This window comes from Planctomycetaceae bacterium (assembly GCA_039680605.1).
GTDB lineage: Bacteria > Planctomycetota > Phycisphaerae > SM23-33 > SM23-33 > JAJFUU01.
This window is the reverse complement of record JBDKTA010000058.1, coordinates 46,563-67,318: the sequence shown is the minus strand read 5'-3', so window position 1 is coordinate 67,318 and position 20,756 is coordinate 46,563. Positions and strand designations below refer to the sequence as shown.

Here is a 20,756-nt window from a genome sequence, read left to right as displayed (position 1 = left end):
GAGCTTGCTCCGCGCGGTTTCCGGGGGCGCAGCTTCGCCAGGTCAGGGAAACAACCGCGTCGAGCAAGCTCGACCGCTAACATCTTCCACCTCTGCGTTCTCTGCGGCCTCTGCGGTGAACTCTTCTATCCGCCGGGGAAGATCAAATACCACACCGGTTGTTTGCCGGTCGTGGCATAATGCACCGCGCCGATGACCATCCACACCAGGCCGCCCAGCAGGTCGCCGGCGATCACGCCGATCATCACCGTCTTGAGCGTCGAATAGCTCGCCCCAAGCCGCGTCGCGACCGTCTTGATCGCCCATCCGATCAGGAAGCAGTAGGCCGTCTCGTACATCACCCACGTGCCCCAGAGCACGAAAATGATCGGGTGCAGCGGCCACCACGTGAACCGCAGCCGCAGACCCGCCAGGAGCATCACCGCGGCGAACCCCGCGCCCATCGCGACCAGGCACTTGCGGTCGGGTTCCATGTGCGTGAGGCGCTGGACGGCCGAGAGGTCCTCGGCCACGTGCAGCCGCCCGGAGCTCTTGAGCTTGTTGTACTCGGTAGCCATGTAGTCAAACGCCAGTCGCGGGGCGCGGTAGGTGCTCCAGCCCTCGCCGCGGGCGACGCCGTAATTGCTGTCGACCCACAGGCTGAAGGGCACCGCCGCCGCCAACGCCAGCAGGAACACCCCCGCGCCCATGCCCCCCATGCGAGCGGGCTTAAGGCCGCGGCTTTCGCAGATCTTCAGACCGTTGAGCACGAAGGGCATGAGGCACTCGCGCGGGTCGACGACGAAAATCGCCACCATCATCCCCAGTACCGCGATGACGTGCAGACCCAGCACCGCCGAGCCGAACACGCCGATCATCACGGCCATCATGTGCCACTGGAACTGCGCCATGATCAGCCCGCTCTCGACGGTCACGCGGGCGATCACCACGTACGCCAGCAGGATCATCGCGATGGCCGCCAGGGCGATCGTCCAGGGCACGCCCATAGCCGCCAGCAGGGCCACCATGCCCGCCACGCACAGCAGGAAGATTCGGCAGGCCCAGGTCTCGTAGCGCTCGACGCCGGTCCCGCAGCCGGGGATCAGCGCCTGGCAGAGCATCCTCGCATAGTGACGCCGGCCCAGGTACAGCAGCATCGCCCCAATGGCCGCGGCGCTGCCGGCGTTCTGCCAGTCCAGCGGCGAGCCCGAGACCGTCTCCCAGTTCATCGGGATGTTGAACGAGTACAGCACCACGCCCAGGGACACCCAGAGGATCGGCGAGATGCCCAGCGTGAAGCTGACGTCGGAAGCGACAAAGCACGCGAAGGCGATGATCGTCGGCCACAGGCGCACGTGCCATAGGCCGTTGCCCCAGGGCACGTTGCCGACATCGTGGAAGGTTTGCACGATCTGGCCGAAGCTGTAGTCCATCGGGATTTCGATGAGCGTGTTGTCGTACCAGGCGTTGAGCCCGTTGACGAGGTGGATCGCCAGGATGATGATCGCCGGCGTCAGGAACAACCCGCTGCGGAAGATGGACCCCCTGCCGCCGCGGGCGTCGTCGAGCAGCGACTCGCCCAGTTGAGCGATGGGGTAGGGCAGGCGTTCGCGGCGCGACCACGTGCGATGCACCATCAGCGCCAGGGCCATCGACGCCCCGGCCAGCAGCACCACCAGCGGCAGCCACGCCAGCAGCGGGTCTTTCCAGAAGCCCCAGTTGACGCCATCGAGGCCGATGGGCTCGCCCGCCTTGCCGGCGCCGGTCATCATCCCGCGCACGAACGGCTCGTGATAGACCCCGCCGTTGGGCAGCATCGCCGCCGGCACAAAGCTCAGGACGTTAGCTTTCTTCCACGGCGTCTCTGTGACCGATAACTGCAGGGGCACCACGAGCACGCGGCTGAAGAACCGCAGCAGGCCCGAGCCGGGGATGTTGCACGCCACCAGGGCGGCCATCACGATCACCGCCAGTTCGCGCCGGTGGAGTTGCCAGGCCGGGCGGATGCGCCCCAGCAGCGGGTTGAGCAGCGCCGCGATTATCATCAGCGGCAGGAAGACGATGATGGGAAACTCGTTGCCGACGAAATGGTTCAGCCGCACGATCTGGTCGGTGAAGTAACCCACCGTGGCGATGAACACCGCCGCCAGCAGGCCCAGGATGATCGAGCGAAGAGTCACCTGCACAAAGTAACAGAAAAGACCGCGTGGGGGAATTGATGTTCACGGTCGTCCTTCTCCCTCCACGGGCCCTGAAAAGAAAAAACCGACGACGAGGACGAGGACGAACAGAAGACTCTTTCCGTCCCCGTCCTTGTTTTCAATCCTCTTAATCCTCTCAATCCCATCCCAATCCCGCACTCCCCGTCCCCGGGCATTGAACAGCAACAACCGACGACGAGGACGAGGACGAAAAAACCAATCCTCGTCCGTCTTTTGTTTTAATCCTCTCAATCCTCTCAATCCCGTCCCAATCCCGCACTCCCCGTCCCCGTCCCCGTCCCCGAAGTTAGCCGCCCGGGAATACGTGATACCGCATCGGCGTCTCGCCGGTCAGGGCGAAGTAGACGGCTCCCAGGATCATCCAGGCCACGCCGCCGGCCAGGTCGCCGGCGATCACGCCGATCATCAGCAGCCTCAGCGTCGCCACCCGCACGCCCATGCGGGCGCAGACGGTCTTGATCGCCCACCCCAGCAGAAACGAAAACGCCGCCACGCGCATCGCCCACGTGCCCCAGACCAGAAACAGGATCGGATGAATCGGCCACCACGTCAGCCTCAGGCGCAGCCACACCAGCGCCGCGACGACCGCCGCCCCGCCGGCCAACGCCCACAGGCAGCGCGAATCGGGATTGGCGGCCGCCAGGCGCTCCAGCGGCGCCAGCGCGTCCGAGGCTTCCAGTTGACGCGAGGCGACCAGATCTCCGCTGGCCCGCGCGACAGCAGTGAACAGGTAGTGCGGCGCCGCCTGGGAGAACCCTTCGCCCCGCTGCACGCCGTAGTTGTGATCCACCCACAGCCCGGCGGGCACCGCAACCGCCAGGGCAATCACCAGCACAACCATGCTCATGGCGCCGACGCGCCCGCCGCCGATGCGCGACGGATCCGTCAGGCGCAGGCCGTTGAGCACCAGCGGCGTCAGGCACTCGCGCACCTCGGCGCAGAAGATGAAACTCACCATCCCCAGCACAGCGATAGCCCTTAGGCCGGTCGCTTCGGCGCCCAGCAGCCCCAGCACCACCGCTATCGGCAGCCACTGCAACTGCACCAGGAACACGCCCGACTCGACGGTGATCCGCGCCACCACGATATACGCCAGCAGCACCAGCAGCACCCCCAGCAGCGCCACCGGCCACGCCACGCCCCACGCCGCCAGGATGGCGGTCAGGCCGGCCGTGCATAGCAGCAGCACGCGTGCCGCCCAGACTTCATGCCCCAGGACGTTCTTGCCGCCGGCGCAGAACGCCCGGCGCAGCAGGTTCCAGTAGTGCCGGCGCCCGAAGTACGCCATCGCCATCGCCAACGCGATGCACGAGCCGGCGCTCTGCCAGGGTCCCACGCCCCCTTCGAGCGCCACCCACTCGAACTTCACCCCCGTCAGCACCAGCACGTATCCCGCCAGCGACCAGGCCGCCACGCTCAGGCCGATCGACAGGCTCACATCGGCGGCCACAAAGCACGCGAACGCCACCAGCGTCGGATAAATGGGGAAGTACAGCACCGAGTTGCCGCCCCAGGGGACCGTCGAGATCATGTCCCAGAACGCCGGGAACGTCTGGGCGAACGGCGCTGAGAAATCCCACGCCAGCACGTCGCGCGGGCTTTGGCCCATCGCCCACAGGTACGAACCGTTGGCCACGTGCAGCACAAAGATCGACGCCGCCGCGACCCAGAACAGGCGGTTGGTGAAGATCGCGCGCGGCGAGTTGATGAACGCGCCGGCGAACTGCGCTACCGGGTACGGCAGGCGCTCCTGCGTCGACCAGGGGCGGTGTACGATCAGCGCCAGGCAGATCGACGCGCCGGCAAAAAGCAGCGCCACCGGCACCCAGCTTGCGATGGGCCCGGTCCACGCCCGCCAGGGCAACTGCTCCAGCGAGACCCTCGCCCCCCCGCTGCCGCTGACGAAGCTGTCGTTGATCGACGCCTCGTAGCGCCCGCCATTGAGCAGCAGCGCCGCCGGGACGTAGCTCAGGGCTTCGCTCTTGCGCCAACTGAGTTCCTTGAGGTTGCTGACCGCCGGCAGCGCCGCCTGGCGGCTCCACCAGCGCATGAATCCCGAGCCGGGGATGTTGCATGCCGCCAGCAGCAGAGCGGTCACCACGGCGATTTCGGCCCCCGAAAGCATCCACCGCGCCTTGACGCGGCGCAGCAGCGGGTTGATCAGCAGCGCAAAAATGATCAGCGGAAAGAACACCACGATCGGGAACTGATTGCCCACGAAATGGTTCAGGCGCGGGACCTGGTCGTTGAAATAGCCGACCGTGGCGATAAACGCCGCTCCAAACGCCGCCAGAATAATCGCCCGCACCGTCATGAGGTGCAAGCATAGCAAAACGCCGCGCCGATTGCGAAACCGCGCGGGCTTTAAGCTCACAAGACGCCAGGCCCCAAGCGACCGAGCCGCTTGCGGCTTAGCATCTTCTTAAGAAGAGTTTCACCGCCAATGCTCATTGACATATTCAAGACAACTCTGCTCGCCCTGGACCAGCGCCCCGGTCCGCGTGTCCCACAAGGCCGGCGTCTTGGCGCTGCCGAAGAGCCGCGTCATGACCTGGTCTTTCTCCGGGTGTCCCTGCGGGGCGTTGATGCTGACGAAGTCAACCCCCAGTTCCGTCAGCCGCCGCCGAACCGGTTGCGAGTTCTCGCACTCTTCAAATTGAAACAGCACAAGCATGATCGCCCCCCCCTGGCCGACTATTCCGGCCGGGCGTCTGCCATGGCCAGTTGCGGCGTTCGCCAGAGTTCTTCGACGAAGGACACCTGGGGTTTTTCGACGATGCCGGCCTTGTCCAGGCACTGCTTGAATTCCTGCGAGTCATAGAAGTCGCGGGCCTTCTGCAGACTGCCGCACTCGTGGACGATGACGATCAGGTTGGGATCGTCCAGTCCGCGATTGAGGTAAGTCTTCTTGAACCCGCCCATCGACTGGAGCATGTCCTGCGCCTGGTCGAACTCGTCCTTGAACTGGTTGAAGTCGCCGACGCGATAGGTGGCCACGACATAGTACCTGCTGGCTTTCATGACTGTCTCCCCTCTTGGTGTGTGCCCGACAGGAGTATTATAGTTCGCAGCGGTCTTCGAAAAGAAACAACCGACGACGAAGGACGAGGACGAAAAAAACCGATCCCCGTCCATCTGCCCCGTCCCGGTCTTTGTCTTAATCCTCTTAATCCTCTCAATCCCATCCCAATCCCGCACTCCCCGTCCCCGGCATTGAACAGCAACAACCGACGACGAGGACGAGGACGAGGACGAAAAAAACCGATCCCCGTCGATCTGCCCCGTCCCGGTCTTTGTCTTAATCCTCTTAATCCTCTCAATCAGGTCCCAATCCCGCACTCCCCGTCCCAGGCATTGAACAGCAACAACCGACGACGAGGACGAGGACGAGGACGAAAAAAACCGATCCCCGTCAATCTGCCCCGTCCCCGTCTTTGTTTTAATCCTCTTAATCCTCTCAATCCCCTAAATCCCGCACTCCCTGTCCCCGGGCTGGGAGAATGATTGAGTCTGCCTGTCTTATTCCCGGCGCTGTTTGGGCAACGCTTTGTGGCTGGGCTTTTGCTCAAGGTAATTGCGCCGGGTGACGACTCTTCGGCCTGATTTTGCCTCGAGTTGCCTGCGGGCGTTGCCGGCCACCGTTCCGCCTTCGCGGGCGGCGTCTTTATTCGGGACGAATCCCTGAGCGTCGGTATTGCGGGCGATTTCGGTGGTAGCGGCCTCGCCCAGCATGGTGAATATGAGTTCCAGGTCGGTCATGTGGTCGCGCAGGTTTTCGCGGCGCAGGCCCTTGAGCTTCTTGTAGTCCGCCGGGGTCAGACCGAAGGTCGCTTTGGAGATCTCGGCCGTCAGAATGGCAAAGTCGTTGGAGTCGGCGATGCCTCGCTGGCGCCACTCATCGGTCAGTTCGTCGCGGACGGCAATGCCCCGGACGCGTTTTTCGATCCAGTCATTGGGATACCCCTTTTGCCGGTAGAGTTCCCGCATCCGCTGCTGGGCCAGTTCTGGGTTCTCGATTTCCTGGACGCGCTGATAGCCGACCTTGGCCAGCCACTGCTTGAAGGGCTCGGCCTTGGGGCTGGGGATGGATTGAATGACGCGGAAGGCGGCCTCGGTGTTGACGCAGTCGGTCTTGTAAGCCTTTCCGTCAGCCGAAGTTAGTTTCAGTTGTACACAAAATGTGGACAACTGAACCTGGCTCTGTTTCTTCTCGCGGGCCTTCAACATATTCCAGTAGTTGCGCGGATTCTCGCTGTCGGTCAAGGCCGCAATGATATCCACCACCGAGAAGAACCATTGCTCCTGATGCCAGATGCGGCGAATCTTTCTGGCCCCGAAGACAACGATCTTTCCCTGCGCGTCGGAGGGGTGTTCTTCGCTCATGTCAGCCATGATTGGGTCTCCCTGTCTCGATCCCGTTTCTGTGGCACAATCTAGATCACCACAGTGATGCTGTCAAGTTGGGCCATGGCGGGGCCGAGGGTGGTGACGGACGCGCGGGACGAGGACGAGGACGAAAAAACCAATCCCCGTCCATCTGCCCCGTCCCCGTCTTTGTCTTAATCCTCTTAATCCTCTCAATCCCATCCCAATCCCGCACTCCCCGTCCCCGGCATTGAACAGCAACAACCGACGACGAGGACGAGGACGAAAAAACCGATCCCCGTCCCCGTCTTTGTCTTAATCCTCTTAATCCTCTCAATCCCCTCAATCCCGCACTCCCCGTCCCCGTTCTTGAATCCGCTCACTCCTCGTAATCGCGCACTGCCCGCCCGCGGGTGGACTTCGTCGCCGCGCGGCGGCGCTTCGATTCCAGGCGTTTGCGTTTCGAGGCCGCCGAGGGTTTGGTGGCCTTGCGCCGGCGCGGCGGGCGGGCGGCCGCCCGGATCAGCGCCGCGAGGCGCTCGATGGCGTCCTGGCGGTTGGCGCCCTGCGTGCGGAACCGCCGCGCCTCGATGATCAGTTCCCCAGCCGCGTTGACGCGCCGACCGGCCAGCGCCTTCAACCGGCTGCGCACGCCCTCGCTGAGCGTCTGGGTTGCGGCGAGGTTGAAGCGAAGCTGCACTGCCGTCGAGACCTTGTTGACGTTCTGCCCGCCCGGACCGGCGCTGCGGATGAAGTCCACGTGCAGGTCGCGTTCGTCGATCGAGATGGCCGGGGTAATCTGAATCATCCTCTCCATTGTGCCCGCGCCCGCTCGCCGGGGCAACAGTCGTCGGGGAGGGGAGTGCGGGATTTACGGGATTGAGAGGATTAAGAGGATTAAGACAAAGACAGGGACGGGGCAGATCGGTGGGGATCGTCCTCGTCCTCGTCCTCGTCGTCGGTTTTTTCTTTTCAGCCCGGGGACGGGGAGTGCGGGATTGAGGGGATTGAGAGGATTAAGAGGATTGAAACGAAGACGGGGACGGGGAGTATCTTCTTATCGTCCTCGTCCTCGTCCTCGTCGTCGGTTGTTGCTGTTCAATGCCGGGGACGGGGAGTGCGGGATTGGGACGAGCCACTATAATTTCTCGCCATCGGCTTTGGGGGGCAACCACATGAGAGTCCGCGTGCTCGACGTGATGTCGGAGATCCGCGCCAGCTACTGGTTCGTGCCGGGCGTGATGGGCATTGCAGGACTCGCGGCCGCGGTCGTGCTGCTTTGGGTGGATTCGATTTATGGCCAGTGGGTCAAAGACCTTCCGTGGGTTTACAGTGGCGACCCTGCGGCGGCGCGGTCGCTGCTGAGCACATTGTCGGGAAGCATCATCACGGTGGCGGGTGTTCTGTTCTCGATCACGATCGTGGTTTTGTCGCTGACGTCAAACCAGTACGGCTCGTGGGTGCTGCTGAACTTTCTTCGCGATCGGGCGCTGCAGATGAGTTTCGGCGTCTTTATCGGAACGTTCATCTACTGCGTGGCGGTGCTCAGCAGTTTCGGCCCCGGCGACTCCGGAACACCCAGCACGCCCCGCCTGAGCGTGACGGTGGCCATCGCCGCGGCTATCTTCAGCTTCGCGATCCTGATCTTCTTCATCCATCACGTGGCGTCAGACATTCAGGCCGACCGCATCCTGGCCTCGATCGGCAAGGAGCTCCTGGAGTCGATGGAGGGCTCGCGCCCGGAAAAGACAGGCCGCGACGGGCAGCCGGCGCCGCCGCCCCTGGACGGCGGCCGAACCATCACCAGCCGCGTCGACGGGTACATTCACGGCGTGGACTCGGACGAGCTGATGCGCCTGGCGACGCGTCACGACCTGCTGATCGGCGTGGAGGTTCAGCCCGGGCAGTTCGCTTTGGTCGGCAGCCCCCTGGCGGTGGTTGTTCCGCCGGATCGGCTGGACGACGGCCTTGTCGGCAAGATCACGCAAGCCTTCTTGATGGGCCCGCACCAGTCGCCGGCGCAGGACACGACGTTCGCCGTGCGGCAGTTGATCGAGGCGGCGATGCGCGCCCTTTCGCCGAGCCTCAACGACTCGTATACCGCCATCGCCTCGATCGACCGGTTGCTGCCGGCCCTGTGCAAGCTGGTGGTGGAGGAGCCGCCCAGCCGCTGCCGCTGCGACCGGCAGGGCAAGGTGCGGTTGATCCTCAATCCCGTCACGTTCGTGCAGATGCTCGACATGAGCATCAGCCCCATCCGCCGCTCGGTGCGTACCGACGTGCTGGCGTCGATCCGCCTGCTCGAAGCGCTGGGCGAACTGGCGACCCGCGCCCATCGCCCGGAAGACCTCGCGGCCATCGCCAGCCACGCCCGGTCCCTTCTCAGCGGCGCCCAGGAAGTCCTCAGCGACGGACCGGACCTGCAGAAGATCCGCCAGCGCTACCAGGGCGTTCTGGAGGCCTCGAGGCAGCCCCCGCCCCAGCGGCAGAAAGACGCCTGACATGGACTGGATCGAACACACGCTGGGTCTGCCCTCGGGGATAGTTGAGAAGCTGGTGGCGATCCTGATCGCCCTGGGCGTGTACCTGGCGCTGCGATGGCTGGGGCGGTGGACCTTCCGCCGCACGCTGGACGATCCGGCCAAGCGGTTCGTCGCGCGGAAGTTTCTCGAAGGCGTGCTGGGCATCGTGCTGGTGATCGTGCTGCTGCGGATCTGGTTCGAACGCTTCGTGGGCATCATCGTCTACCTGGGCGTGTTCTCGGCGGGCTTGGCCGTGGCGCTGCAGAAACCGCTGACCAATATCGCCGGATGGATCTACATCCTGTGGCGCAAGCCCTTCGGCCTCGGCGACCGCGTCCAGATCGGCGACCACGCCGGCGACGTCATCGACATCCGCCTGTTCACCTTCACCGTCACCGAGATCCGCCAGTGGGTGCAAGCCGACCAGGCCACCGGGCGAATCCTGCACATCCCCAACGGGTGGGTCTTCGAGAAGGTCACCTGCAACTATGTCCAGGACTTCGAGTACGTCTGGAACGAACTGCCCCTGACGATCACCGCTGAGAGCGACTGGCGAAAAGCCAAGAGCCTGCTGACCGAGATCGTCAACCGCGTCTGCCCCGTCGACCAGGACGAAGTCACCCAGACCATCCACCACGCCGGCATGGCCATCGCCCTTCGCCAGGAGCAGGTCCAGCCGTCGGTCTGGACGGCCCTGGCCCCGGAGGGCACGACGTTGACGCTGCGGTACCTCACCAACGCCCGCCGTCGGCGGGTGGTGTCCACCGAGCTCGTCGAGGCGATCCTCGAGGCCTTCGAAGGCCAGGACGCCATCGACATTGCCTATCCCACCCAGCGCGTCTTCACGAACTTCGTCGAAGGCAAGAGCGGCCTGCAACCGCCCCCCGCCCCCCCGCCGCCGACGAGCCCGGCTGAGCGGCAGAACCTAAGCGTCGTCAGCAGCACGAGCCCCCAGCAGGGCCCCCAGTAGCACGGGCGTCCCGCCCGTGAGTCCCACGGGCATCTTGCCCGGGCACGTTCCCGCCCCTCTTCCGAATACGTGAAAGATTCTTCACTTTTCCAAAAGAACCCGGCCCACTCGTGCGTCTAACAGATCGGAATCGCGGTCGGCGGTTCTCTCGTCACTGCTGAAGCCGCCCGAAATGGCGAGATGAGACCGAACAATATGGCGTGTGCAAACAACGGTTCCTGACTTCCTGACCCGTTTCTTCCCTGAGGTAGCCAGAATGCCACAACATCGGCTTGTCCCCGCAATTGCGTTGACGTTCATATGTCTGACGGGATGCAGCTCTAACTCGAAGTTTGCCACGGCAATGACTGGCAGTGTGCGCGATCTGTTCTACTCATATCAGAAGGCAGTTTGTGACCATGATGGTCGGGCTGTTCTTGACTGTCTGGAACCGGCCTTAAGAAAGGAAGCCGCCAAAATGTTGGCGGCGTACGCAGAGTTTTCAGCACAATCAGATGGCCTGCAAGAGTTGCTTTCTGAGAGATTTGGCAGGGAAGCAGGTGAGTATTTTCGTGAGCACCTGTTTGACCCCGTAAGTCAGCAATATCAGGGTGTTCTTCTATGGAGCGACTGCAGTGCGCGCATAGGGCGTGAGATAACAATTGACGGAAGTCCTCATCTTGCCCGTCTGGTAGTAGATGGGAGCAGCATAGGCATTGAGGCCGCGCGGATCGATGGCAAATGGGCGATATACTTTTCCCCCGAACGCATGGCAGGGCATTATCTAGATCGCTATCGTCTAATGTTGACCGAAGCTAACCAAGAGGTCGACCGTATATCTGAGGGCGTGAAAAGAGGAACCGTCACCAACGCAAATGTGAAAGAAGTGCTTTCTGGGAAGTGAATCCTCTCGGCAGACGGCTTTGGATCCAGCCCTCTTGTTCTGGGAATGCCTCGGGGGTGGAGGGTGTGGTCCTGGCCAGGGCTGCAACCGTCCGCTTGATCCATGGCGCCTCAACCGGTGGTGCGCCATGGGAGTACCATGCTGTGGCGTTTGCAGGTGGTTGATGGGGGCTTGAGGATGTTTGATCGAGAATTTGGGCGCGGGGGCACGATTGTCTGCTTGCACGTTGGGCGAGGCGGCGAAGTTATATAAACCATTTAAGGCCAACGGTTTGTGGTGCCACTCAAAGTGTTGATCGCTCGAAACAGACAAGAATAGACAACGAATGGACAATTGTTGGACAGGTGGTGCGAGTTTCAGGTTCGCATGAAAAGCTCCATGGAATGGTGTCCTCCATGCCTTCGACATGCGTACCAGAGGTGGGGGCCCGGCGGGGAGCATGGGCGAGACGCCCATGCAACACGGCGGGAGCATGGGCGAGACGCCCATGCAACACAGCGGGAGCATGGGCGGGACGCCCATGCCACACAGCAAGAGCATGGGCGGGACGCCCGTGCTACGGGGGACGGGCTTGCCACGGGGGGATTCTGTTTGATTTTCACAACGGTCATCAGTACAGTCATTCTTTTCGTTTTGAGGTCAGGATCGTGTCTGAGCAACCTCAGGATCAAACCGGTTCGCCGGCGGGCGGGGGCTGTCAGGCGTGCGGGCGCGCGTGCAAGTTCGCCGACGCGGGGATGGAGGCCTCGCCTCTGTCGTCGTGGCGGATGACGCTTTGCGCGGCAGAGGTGTTTCTGCTTCCGCTGGCGATGGCGGCGGGCGGGGCGGTGATCGGCGGACCGGCCCAGGGCGGTCAACTGATCGGGTGCCTGGTCGGACTGGTCGGGGGCATTGCTTTGGCCATTGGCGCCGTCCGCCTCATCGGCGGCCTCAAGGAGCGTTCATGACAGCCACCGGCAGAATGGACTTTCGCGGCGGGGTTCACCCGCCCGAGCGTAAGAGCCTGTCGGCCGACGCGGCGATCGAGGTGCTTCCGACGCCGCCGGAGGTTCGGATTCCGCTGGTGCAGCACATCGGCGCCCCGTGCGAGAGCCTGGTCAAGCCCAAGACGCCGGTGGCGATGGGCGAGATGATCGGCAAGGCCGGCGGGTTCGTCTCGGCGCCGGTCCACGCGTCGATCGACGGCACGTGCGGCATGGCGGACGTGACGACGCTGCCCAACGCCCGCCACGTGGCGGTGATCCCGATCACGGCCGGTCCGCAGACCCTCAGCGGTCAGGGTCTGTGGGACGCGATCTTCGGCGGCGAGTGGCCCACACGGCACCTGGAAGACCACGCCCCCCAGCAGATCGTCGAGGCGATCCAGGCGGCTGGCATCGTCGGCCAGGGCGGGGCGGCCTTTCCCACGCACGTCAAACTCGTGCGCAACGAAACCAAGCCCATCGACACGCTGCTGGTCAACGGCTGCGAGTGCGAACCGTACCTGACGGCGGACCATCGCATGATGATCCAGCTTCCCGGACCGATCATCTCCGGGGCGTTGCTGGCGGCGCAGGCGGCCGACGCCAAGCAGATCATCATCGCCATCGAAGACAACAAGCCCGTGGCGATCGACAATCTGCGCCGGGCGGTGCGCGGGACGAAGATACAGGTGGTGGTGCTGCCGACGCATTATCCCATGGGCGGCGAGAAGATGACCATCCGCGCCGCCCTGGGGCGCGTGGTGCCCACCGGCGGGCTGCCGCTGGACGTGGGCGTGGTGGTGATCAACGTCGGCACGGCCGCGGCGATTGCACGCGCGGTGCTGCGGGGCAAGCCGCTGACTCACCGCGTGGTGACGGTGACGGGCTCGGGCGTGGCGCGTCCGCGGAACCTGCTGGCGCCCATCGGCGTCAGTTACAAAACGCTGATCGAGCACTGCGGCGGGCTGACCGACCAGGCGGCCCGGGTGCTCTCCGGCGGACCGATGATGGGCCTGGCCATCGGCAACCTCGACACGCCGGTGACCAAGGGCACCAGCGGCATCACGGTGCTGACCAGCCAGGAGGCCCGCAAGGCCGAAGAACTCCAGTGCATCCGCTGCGGGCGGTGCGTCGACGTCTGCCCGGTGGGGCTGGTGCCCACCAAGATCGCCCTGGCGTGCCGATTCAAGGACTGGGACCTCGCCCGGCGATACCATCTCGACGCCTGTATCGAGTGCGGCTGCTGCGCGTACATCTGCCCCTCGGGAATCCCGCTGGTGCAGTTGATGCGCATGGGCAAGGCCGAAATCCCCCGCAAGAAGAAATGAGCCGCCGATGAGTCAAGCCCAACAACCCGCCCCTGCCGCCGGTAGCCAGCCACCCGCCGAACCGGTCCTGATCGTCGCGCCGTCGCCGCACATGGGCAACATCGCCCAGACCACGCGCCGCATGATGCTCGACGTGCTGCTGGCGCTGGTGCCGGTGATCGTGGCGTCGATGGCCGTCTTCGGGCTCTACGCCATCCAGCAGATCGCCCTGTGCATGCTGGCATGCATGGCCTTCGAGGCGATGTTCTCGATGCTCCGCGGAAAGGGGCTGACCATCATCGACGGTTCGGCGGCCGTCACCGGAGCGATCCTGGCGTTGTCGCTGCCCTGGTCGGCGCCGTGGTACGTCGGCGTCGTCGGCTCGCTGATCGCCATCGGAATCGCCAAGATCATCTTCGGAGGCCTGGGGCAGAATCTGTTCAACCCGGCGATGGTCGGCCGCGCGTTCGTCATGATCGCCTTCGCCGGCGTCATGGGCGCCAGCGCGTACGTGGCCCCGGCGTCGCGAACCGACGCGCCCCACGCCGTGACGCAGGCTACCCCGATGACCGCCCGGCGCGAAGCCGCCCGCAAACCCGCCGTCGCGACCGCGCCGGCCGCGGCGGCAACGCAACCGGCAACCGACTGGAATTACGTCAAGCGATTGTTCTGGGGCAACGTCAACGGCTCGCTGGGCGAGACGAGTGCGGCCGCCTGCATCCTCGGGGCGGTGTACCTGCTGATCCGGCGGACGGCCAGTTGGGAGATTCCGCTGGGGATGGTGGGCACGGCGGCGGTGATCGCCGGTCTGATGAACCTCGCCCAGGGCGGGGGACCGGAGCTGCTGCTGCATCACCTGTTCGGCGGGGCGCTGCTGTTCGGGGCGGTGTATATCGCGACCGATCCGGTGACCAGCCCGCTGACGCCCAGGGGCAAGCTGATCTTCGGCGCCGGGTGCGGGGCGCTGGTGATGCTGCTGCGGGTCTTCAGCGGATATCCCGAGGGCGTGATGTTCGCGGTGCTGCTGATGAACTCGGTCGTGCCGCTGATCAACCGCTGGACCATCCCCACGCCCATCGGCGGACCGGCGCCGGTCAAGGCCTGAGCGAGAACGCTATGAACTATCTCAAACAGAGTTGGCTGGTGATCGTGCTGGCGCTGGGCTTCGGCGTGGCGCTGGCGTTCGTGCAAACCAGCCTCAGCCCCGCGATCGAAAAGAACAAGCTCGACCTGACGCTGGAGCAAATCCCCTCCCTGGTTCCCGGCGCCGAAGCGGCCAAGAGCGAGCAGGTGACCCTCGCCAACGGACAGACGGCGTTCGTAGCCAATGACAAAGACGGCCGGCAGGTCGGCTGGGTCGTCAAGGGCAGCGGGCTTGGCTTTGCGGACGTCATCGAGGTGCTGGTGGGGCTGACCGCCGACGGAAAGACCATCACGGGTCTTTATGTGCTCGACCAGAAGGAGACTCCCGGCTTGGGCAACAGGATCACTGGCGAAGAATTCCTCTACCAGTTCAGAGACAAGAGCCTGAGCAAGCCGCTGGTCATTTCCAAGGCCTCGGGGCCCAGCAACATTACCCCCCTTTCCGGAGCGACTATCTCCTCCGAGGGCGTCGCCGACATCGTCAACAAGACCGTTCAGTCCTTTTTCAAGGCGATGTCCCAGAAAGAACCGGTGCGCCATGGCCGATAATGGCCCCTCCGCCTTACAACGATTCAATAACGGGATCGGTCCCGAGAACCCGGTCTTCCGCCAGATCCTGGGCCTGTGCCCCACCCTGGCGGTGACGAATACCGTCTCGGGCGCGTTGACCATGGCCGCGGCTGTGGCGTTTGTGCTGATCTGCTCCAACGTTCTCATCAGCCTGCTTCGTCTGCAGCTCAAGCCGCACCTGCGGATTCTGGTCTTCACGCTTACGATTGCGGCGTTTGTGACCATCGCCGACCGGGTGCTGGCGGCGTACCTGTACTCGATGAGCCGCCTGTTGGGGCCTTATGTCCCGCTGATTATCGTCAACTGCATCATCATCGCCCGCTGCGAAGTCTGCGCGGCCAAGCAGGGGCTGATGCCGGCCCTGGGCGACGCCATCGGCCAGGCCACCGGCAATGCCGCGGCGTTGCTGGCGATCTCTTCCGTCAGGGAAATCCTCGGCAGCGGAAAGTGGTTCGGCTTCACCCTGTACCAGTCCCCGGTGCATATTTCCTGGCTCGGGCAAGGAACGCCATTCTGGGAATCGTGGTCGATCATGATCCTGCCGCCCGGGGCGTTCCTCACTCTGGGGCTGCTCCTGGGCCTGGTGAACTGGGCCGTGGCTAAAAGAAAGGCCGCTTAGCGAGGCGCCATGGATTACTTAACCACCATCCTGCTGATGGCCATCACCACGGCCTTGATCAACAACATGGTCTTCCACTTCTTCGTGGGAAACTGCCCGTTCATCGGCGTCTCGCGAAGACTGGACGCGGCCTTTGGCATGGGTGCGGCCGTGACGGCGGTGACGACCGTGGCGGGACTGTTGAGCTGGGCGGTGACCTACTACATCCTGGCGCCCAACAAGATCGGCGGGCAAGTGCTCAGTGCGCCGCTGACGCATGCGGTCGTGCAGCTTTTCAGGCCCGGCTATGACGGCGTGGTCGACCTGAGCATCCTCAGCTATGCCGTCTACATCTTCCTGATTGCCTGGGCGGTGCAACTGGTCGAGATGTACATCCGGAAGTTCTTCCCGCCGCTGTACAAGGCCTTCGGCGTTTACCTGCCGCTGATCACGACCAACTGCGTGATCCTCTTCACGTGCCTCGAGATCATGCGCCACGCCTCGGCCACCAGCGGGGCCGAGCAATGGGGTCTGGACAAGACGCTGATTTTCGCCTTCTTCGCCGGAGTGGGATTCCTGATCGCCATCGTGATCATGGCCGGTATCCGCGAGGAATTGGACAAGGCCGACATCCCCAAGGCGCTGCGCGGACCGGGAATCACGATGGTGTTGGCCGGTATTCTCTCGATGGCGTTCATGGGCTTTGCGGGCGTGGACCGTGGCCTGGAGAAGGCACTGCATCCGCCCGCCAAGGAGACCGCGTGGATCGTCGCTCTGCCGACGACACAGCCGGCACAGGGCCCACAGGGGCAGGCTCCCACCAGCGCGGGCGCCCCCAGACAATAGGAACAACCATGGCAATCATCATGATACTTCTGGCGGCCGGGACGATGCTGATCCTGGCGCTGGCTGCCGGATTCGTCCTGGGCTGGGCCAACAAGGCCTTGCACGTCAAAGCCGACCCGCGCGTGGAGTCGATCCTGGCCATCCTGCCCGGCGCCAACTGCGGCGGATGCGAGTTCATCGGTTGCGCCGACTATGCCGAGGCCCTCGTCAAGGACGGCGCCGCCATCAACAAGTGCTCCGTCGGCGGCGAAAGCTGCAAGAAGATGATCGCCAACATCCTCGGCGTCGACGTCACCGAGAGCTGGCCGTACCGACCCGTCGTCCACTGCGGCGCCCACACCGGCGACAAGTTCGGCCGACACCTCTACCAGGGCGAAGGCACCTGCTCGGGCGCCAACGGCGTGGCCGGCGTGCAAGGGTGTACGTACGGGTGCCTGGCCTTTGGCGACTGCGAGCGGTCGTGCAATTTCGACGCCATCCACGTCATCGACGGCCTCGCGACGGTCGACTACCACAAATGCACCGGCTGCGGCGCCTGCGAGCGGGCCTGCCCGAGGCACATCATCTCGATGGTGCCCTTCAAGCGCGAGAAGATGCTGGCCGTCACCTGCTGCAACCACGACTTCGGCAAGGCGGTCAAGGCCGTCTGCAAGGTCGGCTGCATCGGCTGCGGCGCCTGCGCCCGAACCAGCGCCCTGTTCTCGATGGAAAAGAACCTCCCCCGCATCGACTACGAAAAGTACGATCCGGAGACCGCCGCCCAGGAGCTCGAACTGGTCATGGGCAAGTGCCCCATGAAACGCCTGCTGTCGATCGGCAAGCCAACCGAACAAGATCTCGCGGGCGTCGCCGACGAAAAGACGCCGCCGGACCTGATCGTCGACAAGTTCGAGACCACCGCCGACAAGACCGAATGGCGCGGGTGAGGCAATTTCCAATTTCCAATTTCCAATTGAACAACAAAACGGGCTCGCCCTCCCGCTGTTCTGTTGTTGAATTGGAAATTCCAAATTGGAAATTGGAAATGAGAACCTCCCGCATGATCCTGCGAATCATCATCCTGCTCGTCGGCTCGTACCTGATCCTCTTCACGGTCGCCTGGCTGGTCCAGTCGCGGCTGGTGTACTTTCCGACGAAAACCTGGCGGATAGCGCCGGCAGCGCTGGGCTTTGAAGAGTTGAACTTTGCGGCCGCCGACGGCGTGAAGCTTTCGGCGTGGTTTTCGCCGGCGCCACAGGCGCGGGGGGTCATCCTGATCTGCCACGGCAACGGCGGGAACGTTTCACACCGCGCGGAGATGATGCTGACGTTCAATCGCCTGGGCTACAGCGCGATGTGTTTTGACTATCGCGGGTACGGCCACAGCGAGGGTTCGCCGGATGAGCAAGGCACCTACGCCGACGCGCGGGCGGCGTGGGACTACCTGCTCACGCGCGGCGACACCAAGGCCGCCGACATCGTCATCTACGGCGAGAGCCTCGGCGGGGGCGTGGCGGCGCACCTGGCGGCCGGCGTCGGATCGTGCCGGGCCCTGGTCCTGCAGTCCACCTTCAGCTCGCTGACCGACGTGGCCGCCCATCATTACTGGTACCTGCCGGTGCGCTGGCTGCTGCGATTTCGCTATCCCTCAGCCGAGCACGCGCAGAAGGTCACCTGCCCGGTGCTGGTCATCCACAGCCCCGAAGACGAGATCGTGCCCTACAAGTTCGGCCGCAAGCTCTTCGAAGCCGCCCACGAGCCCAAGGCGTTCCTGGAGATTCACGGCGGGCACAACGACGGTTGCGACGCGTCAGGCAGCATCTACACCGAAGGTCTGTCGTCGTTTCTGAAATCGTGCCAGAACAATTAGAGGCGGGTGCCGTGGCGCGCAGGGCCGAAGGCCCAGAGAGCCACGATCCCTGACCTTACTGGAGCGCGTGCCAGCTCAGTAGCGGCTGGTCGTGGCTGTCGGGCTGCGCCCTCCCGCCACGGCACCCGGGCGACCCGCTATCCGAAGACCTTGTGCATCCGGTCGCAGTAGTAGCGGACGTTGTCCCACTGGGCGTCGGGGGGAATGCGGTGGTCGGGGCAGGGGATGAATCCCCCCAGGGCCACCAGCGGGCGGAGGCGTTCGACTTCGGCATCGACGGCAGCGCGGTCGCGGGCGAAGACTTTCTTGTCCATCCCGCCGACGCCGCGAAGCTCCTTGCCGTACTGGGCCCGCCACGGGGCGATGCTGGCGTTCCACGTGCCGACCTCGATGGGGAACATCGTGTTGACGCCGTTCTCGATCCACGTCGGGATCAGCGCGTCGATCATCCCGTCGCAGTCCAGGCTCACGATGTCGATGCCGTAGCTGTTGACCAGTTGCGTGATCCGCTTGTACTGCGGGCCCACCTTCTCCATGAACACCCGCGGCGAAATGAGCGGGCCGTTCTTGAAGCAGATGTCTTCCCAGAAGTGGGCGAAGTCGAACTTGGCTCCGCTCTCCAGGGCCTGCTTGGTGCAGCGGTAGCACAGCTCGCCGACGGTGGCGATGATCTCGTCGAACAGCGGCTCATCGTCGACGACCAGGTACGCCGAGTTCTCCACGCCTATGAAATTGCGGATGCTGCCGTACAGGCTGCCGCAGTGCAGGCCGTAGAGGAACTCGCGCGTGTCGGCCTTGAGGAACTCCGCCCCGCCGGCCTCCAGCGGCAGCGTGCCGTCGTTGGTCCGCACGTGGCACTTGGTGACGCGCTCGGGAAAGAAATTGAAGCGGTGCTTGTACTGCTCGTCCCACTCCTTGCGGCCCTTGAAGATATGGTCGATCTCGGAGGGGATTCCCGTGGCGCCGGGGCGCTGGAGCACGACGACGCCCTCGCCGGTCTGCACGTGCTTGGCGCCGTCGGGAAACTCGGCGATCACCTTGTACTCGAAGCCGGGGTTCATCCCCGTGCTGGTGTGGAAGCACGCGTAGTAATCGAAGTCGAAGCCCAGCTTCTTGCAGATCGCCGGGTCGGTCCCGCCGCCGTCGTACCAGCCGCGGGCCTCATCCTCGGTCAGGTGCCCCTCCTGCACCCACTTCCAGAGCGTCTCGCCCCAGTACCCGAAATGCACGATGGGCAGGCGGTCGTACGGTTCATAATGCAGGACGGCCATCGTCCTTTGTCGTTCGTTCATCGCAAGCTCCTGTTCAGTTCCGTATCCAAGGCGCAGCAGTATACTTGACGCTGTTGTACGCGTCGAGAATTGCGCGAAGATGGCCCGGCGGGGTGTCGCCGGGGATATTGTGCGTCCCGGCGAAGATATACCGCCCGGCCTGCGCGAGAGTCTCGATGACCTTGCTCGCCTGCTCATAGACAAGCTCGTCGGGCGTGGGCGGCGGCGTAACCACCGCGTCGAGAGCCCCGCCGTAGAAGATGATCCGCCCGCCGAACCGCGCCGCCAGCGTCGCGACGTCCATCCCCCGCGCGGAGACCTGGATGGGGTTGAAGATATCCAGGCCGCAATCGATGAAGTCGTCCATGATGTCCACCACGCTGCCGCAGCAGTGCAGCAGCGACTTCATGTGCGTGATCGTCTTCCAGCCGTTCCACAGCCGCTTGTAGTGGGGTTTGTAGATCTCGCGCCACAGGTCCGGTCCGCAGGTCACGCCGCGGGTATCGCCGATGTCGTCGGCGATGATCATCGCGTCGGCGTATTTGCCGACGGCCTGATGCACCTGCCGTAGGTGCGCCAGCCCCGCGTCAACGGCCTTGGCGAGGTACTCGTGGCAGGCCTGGGGTTCGATGCGCATGCGCATCCACCACGCGTGCATGCCGCCGGGCTTGAGCTGCAGGTCATGGATCGACTCGCCGACCACGATCGAGTAGTCCGTCGTCTCGTGGAGGAATCGCGCCGCGGCTTCCATGTCGGCGAGCATTTCCTGCGGCAGGTCGTGCGAGGGGTTGAAGTCTGCCGGAGACGGCTGGGCATCCATGTCGGGCAGTTCGAGCACCTTCGGCGGGCCGCTGGGCCAGTCGAAGTAGATGCCTCCGGGGGGGCACTTGAGAGCCTTGTCCCACCAGATCGTCCCGTCCCGGTGCGTTTCGAACTGCCATGCCGCGGGAACCTGGAACGTCTTGCCCCAGAAGACCTGGTCCTTCCATCGCCCGCGGGCCGGCGGGCCCCACAGCGGCGAGGCGCTCATGCGGCTGTTGAGCACGATCATGTCGCCTTCCATCGCCGCAAGAACCGAAGGCTCGAAGACCGCGTTGGTCATGAAGGTGTACATGCGGTTGAGCGGGTCCGCCACGCCCAGGATGCCCTTGAGGTTATCGTATGCCAGCAGGTGCATGCCGGCCGTCTCGCAGCCGCCCAGGCCGTTGGGGATCCGGTCGACCGCCCGTCCGGCGAAAAACTCTCGCATGCGTTGTCGTGGAGTCATAG

Annotated in this window: 19 protein-coding genes; 11 read left to right on the top strand and 8 right to left on the bottom strand. The window is 64.1% G+C overall.

The genetic code is table 11. The features are described 5' to 3' along the window. Positions 1–125: 125 nt before the first annotated feature. The 6 genes from ABFD92_17775 to arfB form a co-directional block, all read right to left on the bottom strand. A complete protein-coding gene (locus ABFD92_17775; GenBank protein MEN6506389.1) occupies positions 126–2,165 on the bottom strand; it encodes a DUF6785 family protein in 2,040 nt (679 codons plus the stop codon). A gap of 322 nt (positions 2,166–2,487) precedes the next feature. Then, complete coding sequence (locus ABFD92_17770; protein ID MEN6506388.1) at positions 2,488–4,515, bottom strand: DUF6785 family protein; 2,028 nt, start codon at positions 4,513–4,515, stop codon at positions 2,488–2,490. Positions 4,516–4,635: 120 nt separating this feature from the next. Continuing rightward, positions 4,636–4,875, bottom strand: a complete 240-nt coding sequence (locus ABFD92_17765) for a glutaredoxin domain-containing protein (protein ID MEN6506387.1) — start codon at positions 4,873–4,875, stop codon at positions 4,636–4,638. Between the two features lie 20 nt (positions 4,876–4,895). Then, on the bottom strand, positions 4,896–5,222 hold the full coding sequence (locus tag ABFD92_17760) for a hypothetical protein (GenBank protein MEN6506386.1): 327 nt from the start codon (positions 5,220–5,222) through the stop codon (positions 4,896–4,898). A 498-nt stretch (positions 5,223–5,720) separates the two neighbouring features. Beyond that, complete coding sequence (locus ABFD92_17755) at positions 5,721–6,593, bottom strand: Bro-N domain-containing protein (protein MEN6506385.1); 873 nt, start codon at positions 6,591–6,593, stop codon at positions 5,721–5,723. Between the two features lie 352 nt (positions 6,594–6,945). Next, a complete protein-coding gene (arfB, locus tag ABFD92_17750; GenBank protein MEN6506384.1) occupies positions 6,946–7,374 on the bottom strand; it encodes an alternative ribosome rescue aminoacyl-tRNA hydrolase ArfB in 429 nt (142 codons plus the stop codon). Between the two features lie 367 nt (positions 7,375–7,741). On the opposite strand from arfB, the gene ABFD92_17745 reads away from it, so the two are divergent. The 11 genes from ABFD92_17745 (at position 7,742) to ABFD92_17695 (ending at position 18,216) form a co-directional block, all read left to right on the top strand. Next, positions 7,742–9,067: a DUF2254 domain-containing protein gene (locus tag ABFD92_17745; GenBank protein ID MEN6506383.1), complete on the top strand. Its 1,326-nt coding sequence runs from the start codon at positions 7,742–7,744 to the stop codon at positions 9,065–9,067. A 1-nt stretch (position 9,068) separates the two neighbouring features. Next, entirely contained in the window at positions 9,069–10,058 is a 990-nt protein-coding gene (locus tag ABFD92_17740) for a mechanosensitive ion channel family protein (GenBank protein MEN6506382.1), read from the top strand. 355 nt (positions 10,059–10,413) lie between these two features. Next, a complete protein-coding gene (locus ABFD92_17735) occupies positions 10,414–10,941 on the top strand; it encodes a hypothetical protein (protein MEN6506381.1) in 528 nt (175 codons plus the stop codon). A 647-nt stretch (positions 10,942–11,588) separates the two neighbouring features. Further along, on the top strand, positions 11,589–11,888 hold the full coding sequence (locus ABFD92_17730; GenBank protein MEN6506380.1) for a hypothetical protein: 300 nt from the start codon (positions 11,589–11,591) through the stop codon (positions 11,886–11,888). Continuing rightward, positions 11,885–13,231, top strand: coding sequence for an electron transport complex subunit RsxC (gene rsxC / locus ABFD92_17725; protein ID MEN6506379.1), 1,347 nt, complete (start codon positions 11,885–11,887; stop codon positions 13,229–13,231). The genes ABFD92_17730 and rsxC overlap by 4 nt, the downstream gene beginning before the upstream one ends. A gap of 7 nt (positions 13,232–13,238) precedes the next feature. Beyond that, positions 13,239–14,315 (top strand): RnfABCDGE type electron transport complex subunit D, encoded by a 1,077-nt coding sequence (locus ABFD92_17720; protein MEN6506378.1) that lies wholly within the window; start codon positions 13,239–13,241, stop codon positions 14,313–14,315. Between the two features lie 11 nt (positions 14,316–14,326). Continuing rightward, the gene (locus ABFD92_17715) at positions 14,327–14,902 is read left to right on the top strand and encodes an FMN-binding protein (GenBank protein ID MEN6506377.1); all 576 of its coding nucleotides are present in this window, start codon (positions 14,327–14,329) and stop codon (positions 14,900–14,902) included. Beyond that, positions 14,892–15,542, top strand: coding sequence for an electron transport complex subunit RsxE (rsxE, locus tag ABFD92_17710; GenBank protein ID MEN6506376.1), 651 nt, complete (start codon positions 14,892–14,894; stop codon positions 15,540–15,542). Before ABFD92_17715 ends, rsxE begins: the two co-directional genes overlap by 11 nt. A gap of 9 nt (positions 15,543–15,551) precedes the next feature. After that, positions 15,552–16,367 (top strand): Rnf-Nqr domain containing protein, encoded by an 816-nt coding sequence (locus ABFD92_17705; GenBank protein ID MEN6506375.1) that lies wholly within the window; start codon positions 15,552–15,554, stop codon positions 16,365–16,367. An 8-nt stretch (positions 16,368–16,375) separates the two neighbouring features. Next, entirely contained in the window at positions 16,376–17,293 is a 918-nt protein-coding gene (locus ABFD92_17700; protein ID MEN6506374.1) for an RnfABCDGE type electron transport complex subunit B, read from the top strand. Between the two features lie 98 nt (positions 17,294–17,391). Continuing rightward, positions 17,392–18,216, top strand: a complete 825-nt coding sequence (locus ABFD92_17695) for an alpha/beta hydrolase (protein MEN6506373.1) — start codon at positions 17,392–17,394, stop codon at positions 18,214–18,216. 137 nt (positions 18,217–18,353) lie between these two features. Here ABFD92_17695 and ABFD92_17690 read toward each other — a convergent pair whose 3' ends face one another. Together ABFD92_17690 and ABFD92_17685 are read right to left on the bottom strand one after the other, a co-directional pair. Next, positions 18,354–19,508: a uroporphyrinogen decarboxylase family protein gene (locus ABFD92_17690; protein MEN6506372.1), complete on the bottom strand. Its 1,155-nt coding sequence runs from the start codon at positions 19,506–19,508 to the stop codon at positions 18,354–18,356. Between the two features lie 13 nt (positions 19,509–19,521). Further along, positions 19,522–20,754 (bottom strand): uroporphyrinogen decarboxylase family protein, encoded by a 1,233-nt coding sequence (locus ABFD92_17685; GenBank protein ID MEN6506371.1) that lies wholly within the window; start codon positions 20,752–20,754, stop codon positions 19,522–19,524. Positions 20,755–20,756: the final 2 nt, after the last annotated feature.

Excerpts from the sequence above, each read along its gene's own strand:
- ABFD92_17770 (MEN6506388.1), bottom strand. The coding sequence starts at position 4,515 with ATGACGGTGCGGGCGATTATTCTGGCGGCGTTTGGAGCGGCGTTTATC.
- ABFD92_17765 (MEN6506387.1), bottom strand. The coding sequence starts at position 4,875 with ATGCTTGTGCTGTTTCAATTTGAAGAGTGCGAGAACTCGCAACCGGTT.
- ABFD92_17760 (MEN6506386.1), bottom strand. The coding sequence starts at position 5,222 with ATGAAAGCCAGCAGGTACTATGTCGTGGCCACCTATCGCGTCGGCGAC.
- ABFD92_17755 (MEN6506385.1), bottom strand. The coding sequence starts at position 6,593 with ATGGCTGACATGAGCGAAGAACACCCCTCCGACGCGCAGGGAAAGATC.
- arfB (MEN6506384.1), bottom strand. The coding sequence starts at position 7,374 with ATGATTCAGATTACCCCGGCCATCTCGATCGACGAACGCGACCTGCAC.
- ABFD92_17745 (MEN6506383.1), top strand. The coding sequence starts at position 7,742 with ATGAGAGTCCGCGTGCTCGACGTGATGTCGGAGATCCGCGCCAGCTAC.
- ABFD92_17740 (MEN6506382.1), top strand. The coding sequence starts at position 9,069 with ATGGACTGGATCGAACACACGCTGGGTCTGCCCTCGGGGATAGTTGAG.
- rsxC (MEN6506379.1), top strand. The coding sequence starts at position 11,885 with ATGACAGCCACCGGCAGAATGGACTTTCGCGGCGGGGTTCACCCGCCC.
- ABFD92_17720 (MEN6506378.1), top strand. The coding sequence starts at position 13,239 with ATGAGTCAAGCCCAACAACCCGCCCCTGCCGCCGGTAGCCAGCCACCC.
- ABFD92_17715 (MEN6506377.1), top strand. The coding sequence starts at position 14,327 with ATGAACTATCTCAAACAGAGTTGGCTGGTGATCGTGCTGGCGCTGGGC.
- rsxE (MEN6506376.1), top strand. The coding sequence starts at position 14,892 with ATGGCCGATAATGGCCCCTCCGCCTTACAACGATTCAATAACGGGATC.
- ABFD92_17705 (MEN6506375.1), top strand. The coding sequence starts at position 15,552 with ATGGATTACTTAACCACCATCCTGCTGATGGCCATCACCACGGCCTTG.
- ABFD92_17700 (MEN6506374.1), top strand. The coding sequence starts at position 16,376 with ATGGCAATCATCATGATACTTCTGGCGGCCGGGACGATGCTGATCCTG.
- ABFD92_17695 (MEN6506373.1), top strand. The coding sequence starts at position 17,392 with ATGAGAACCTCCCGCATGATCCTGCGAATCATCATCCTGCTCGTCGGC.
- ABFD92_17690 (MEN6506372.1), bottom strand. The coding sequence starts at position 19,508 with ATGAACGAACGACAAAGGACGATGGCCGTCCTGCATTATGAACCGTAC.
- ABFD92_17685 (MEN6506371.1), bottom strand. The coding sequence starts at position 20,754 with ATGACTCCACGACAACGCATGCGAGAGTTTTTCGCCGGACGGGCGGTC.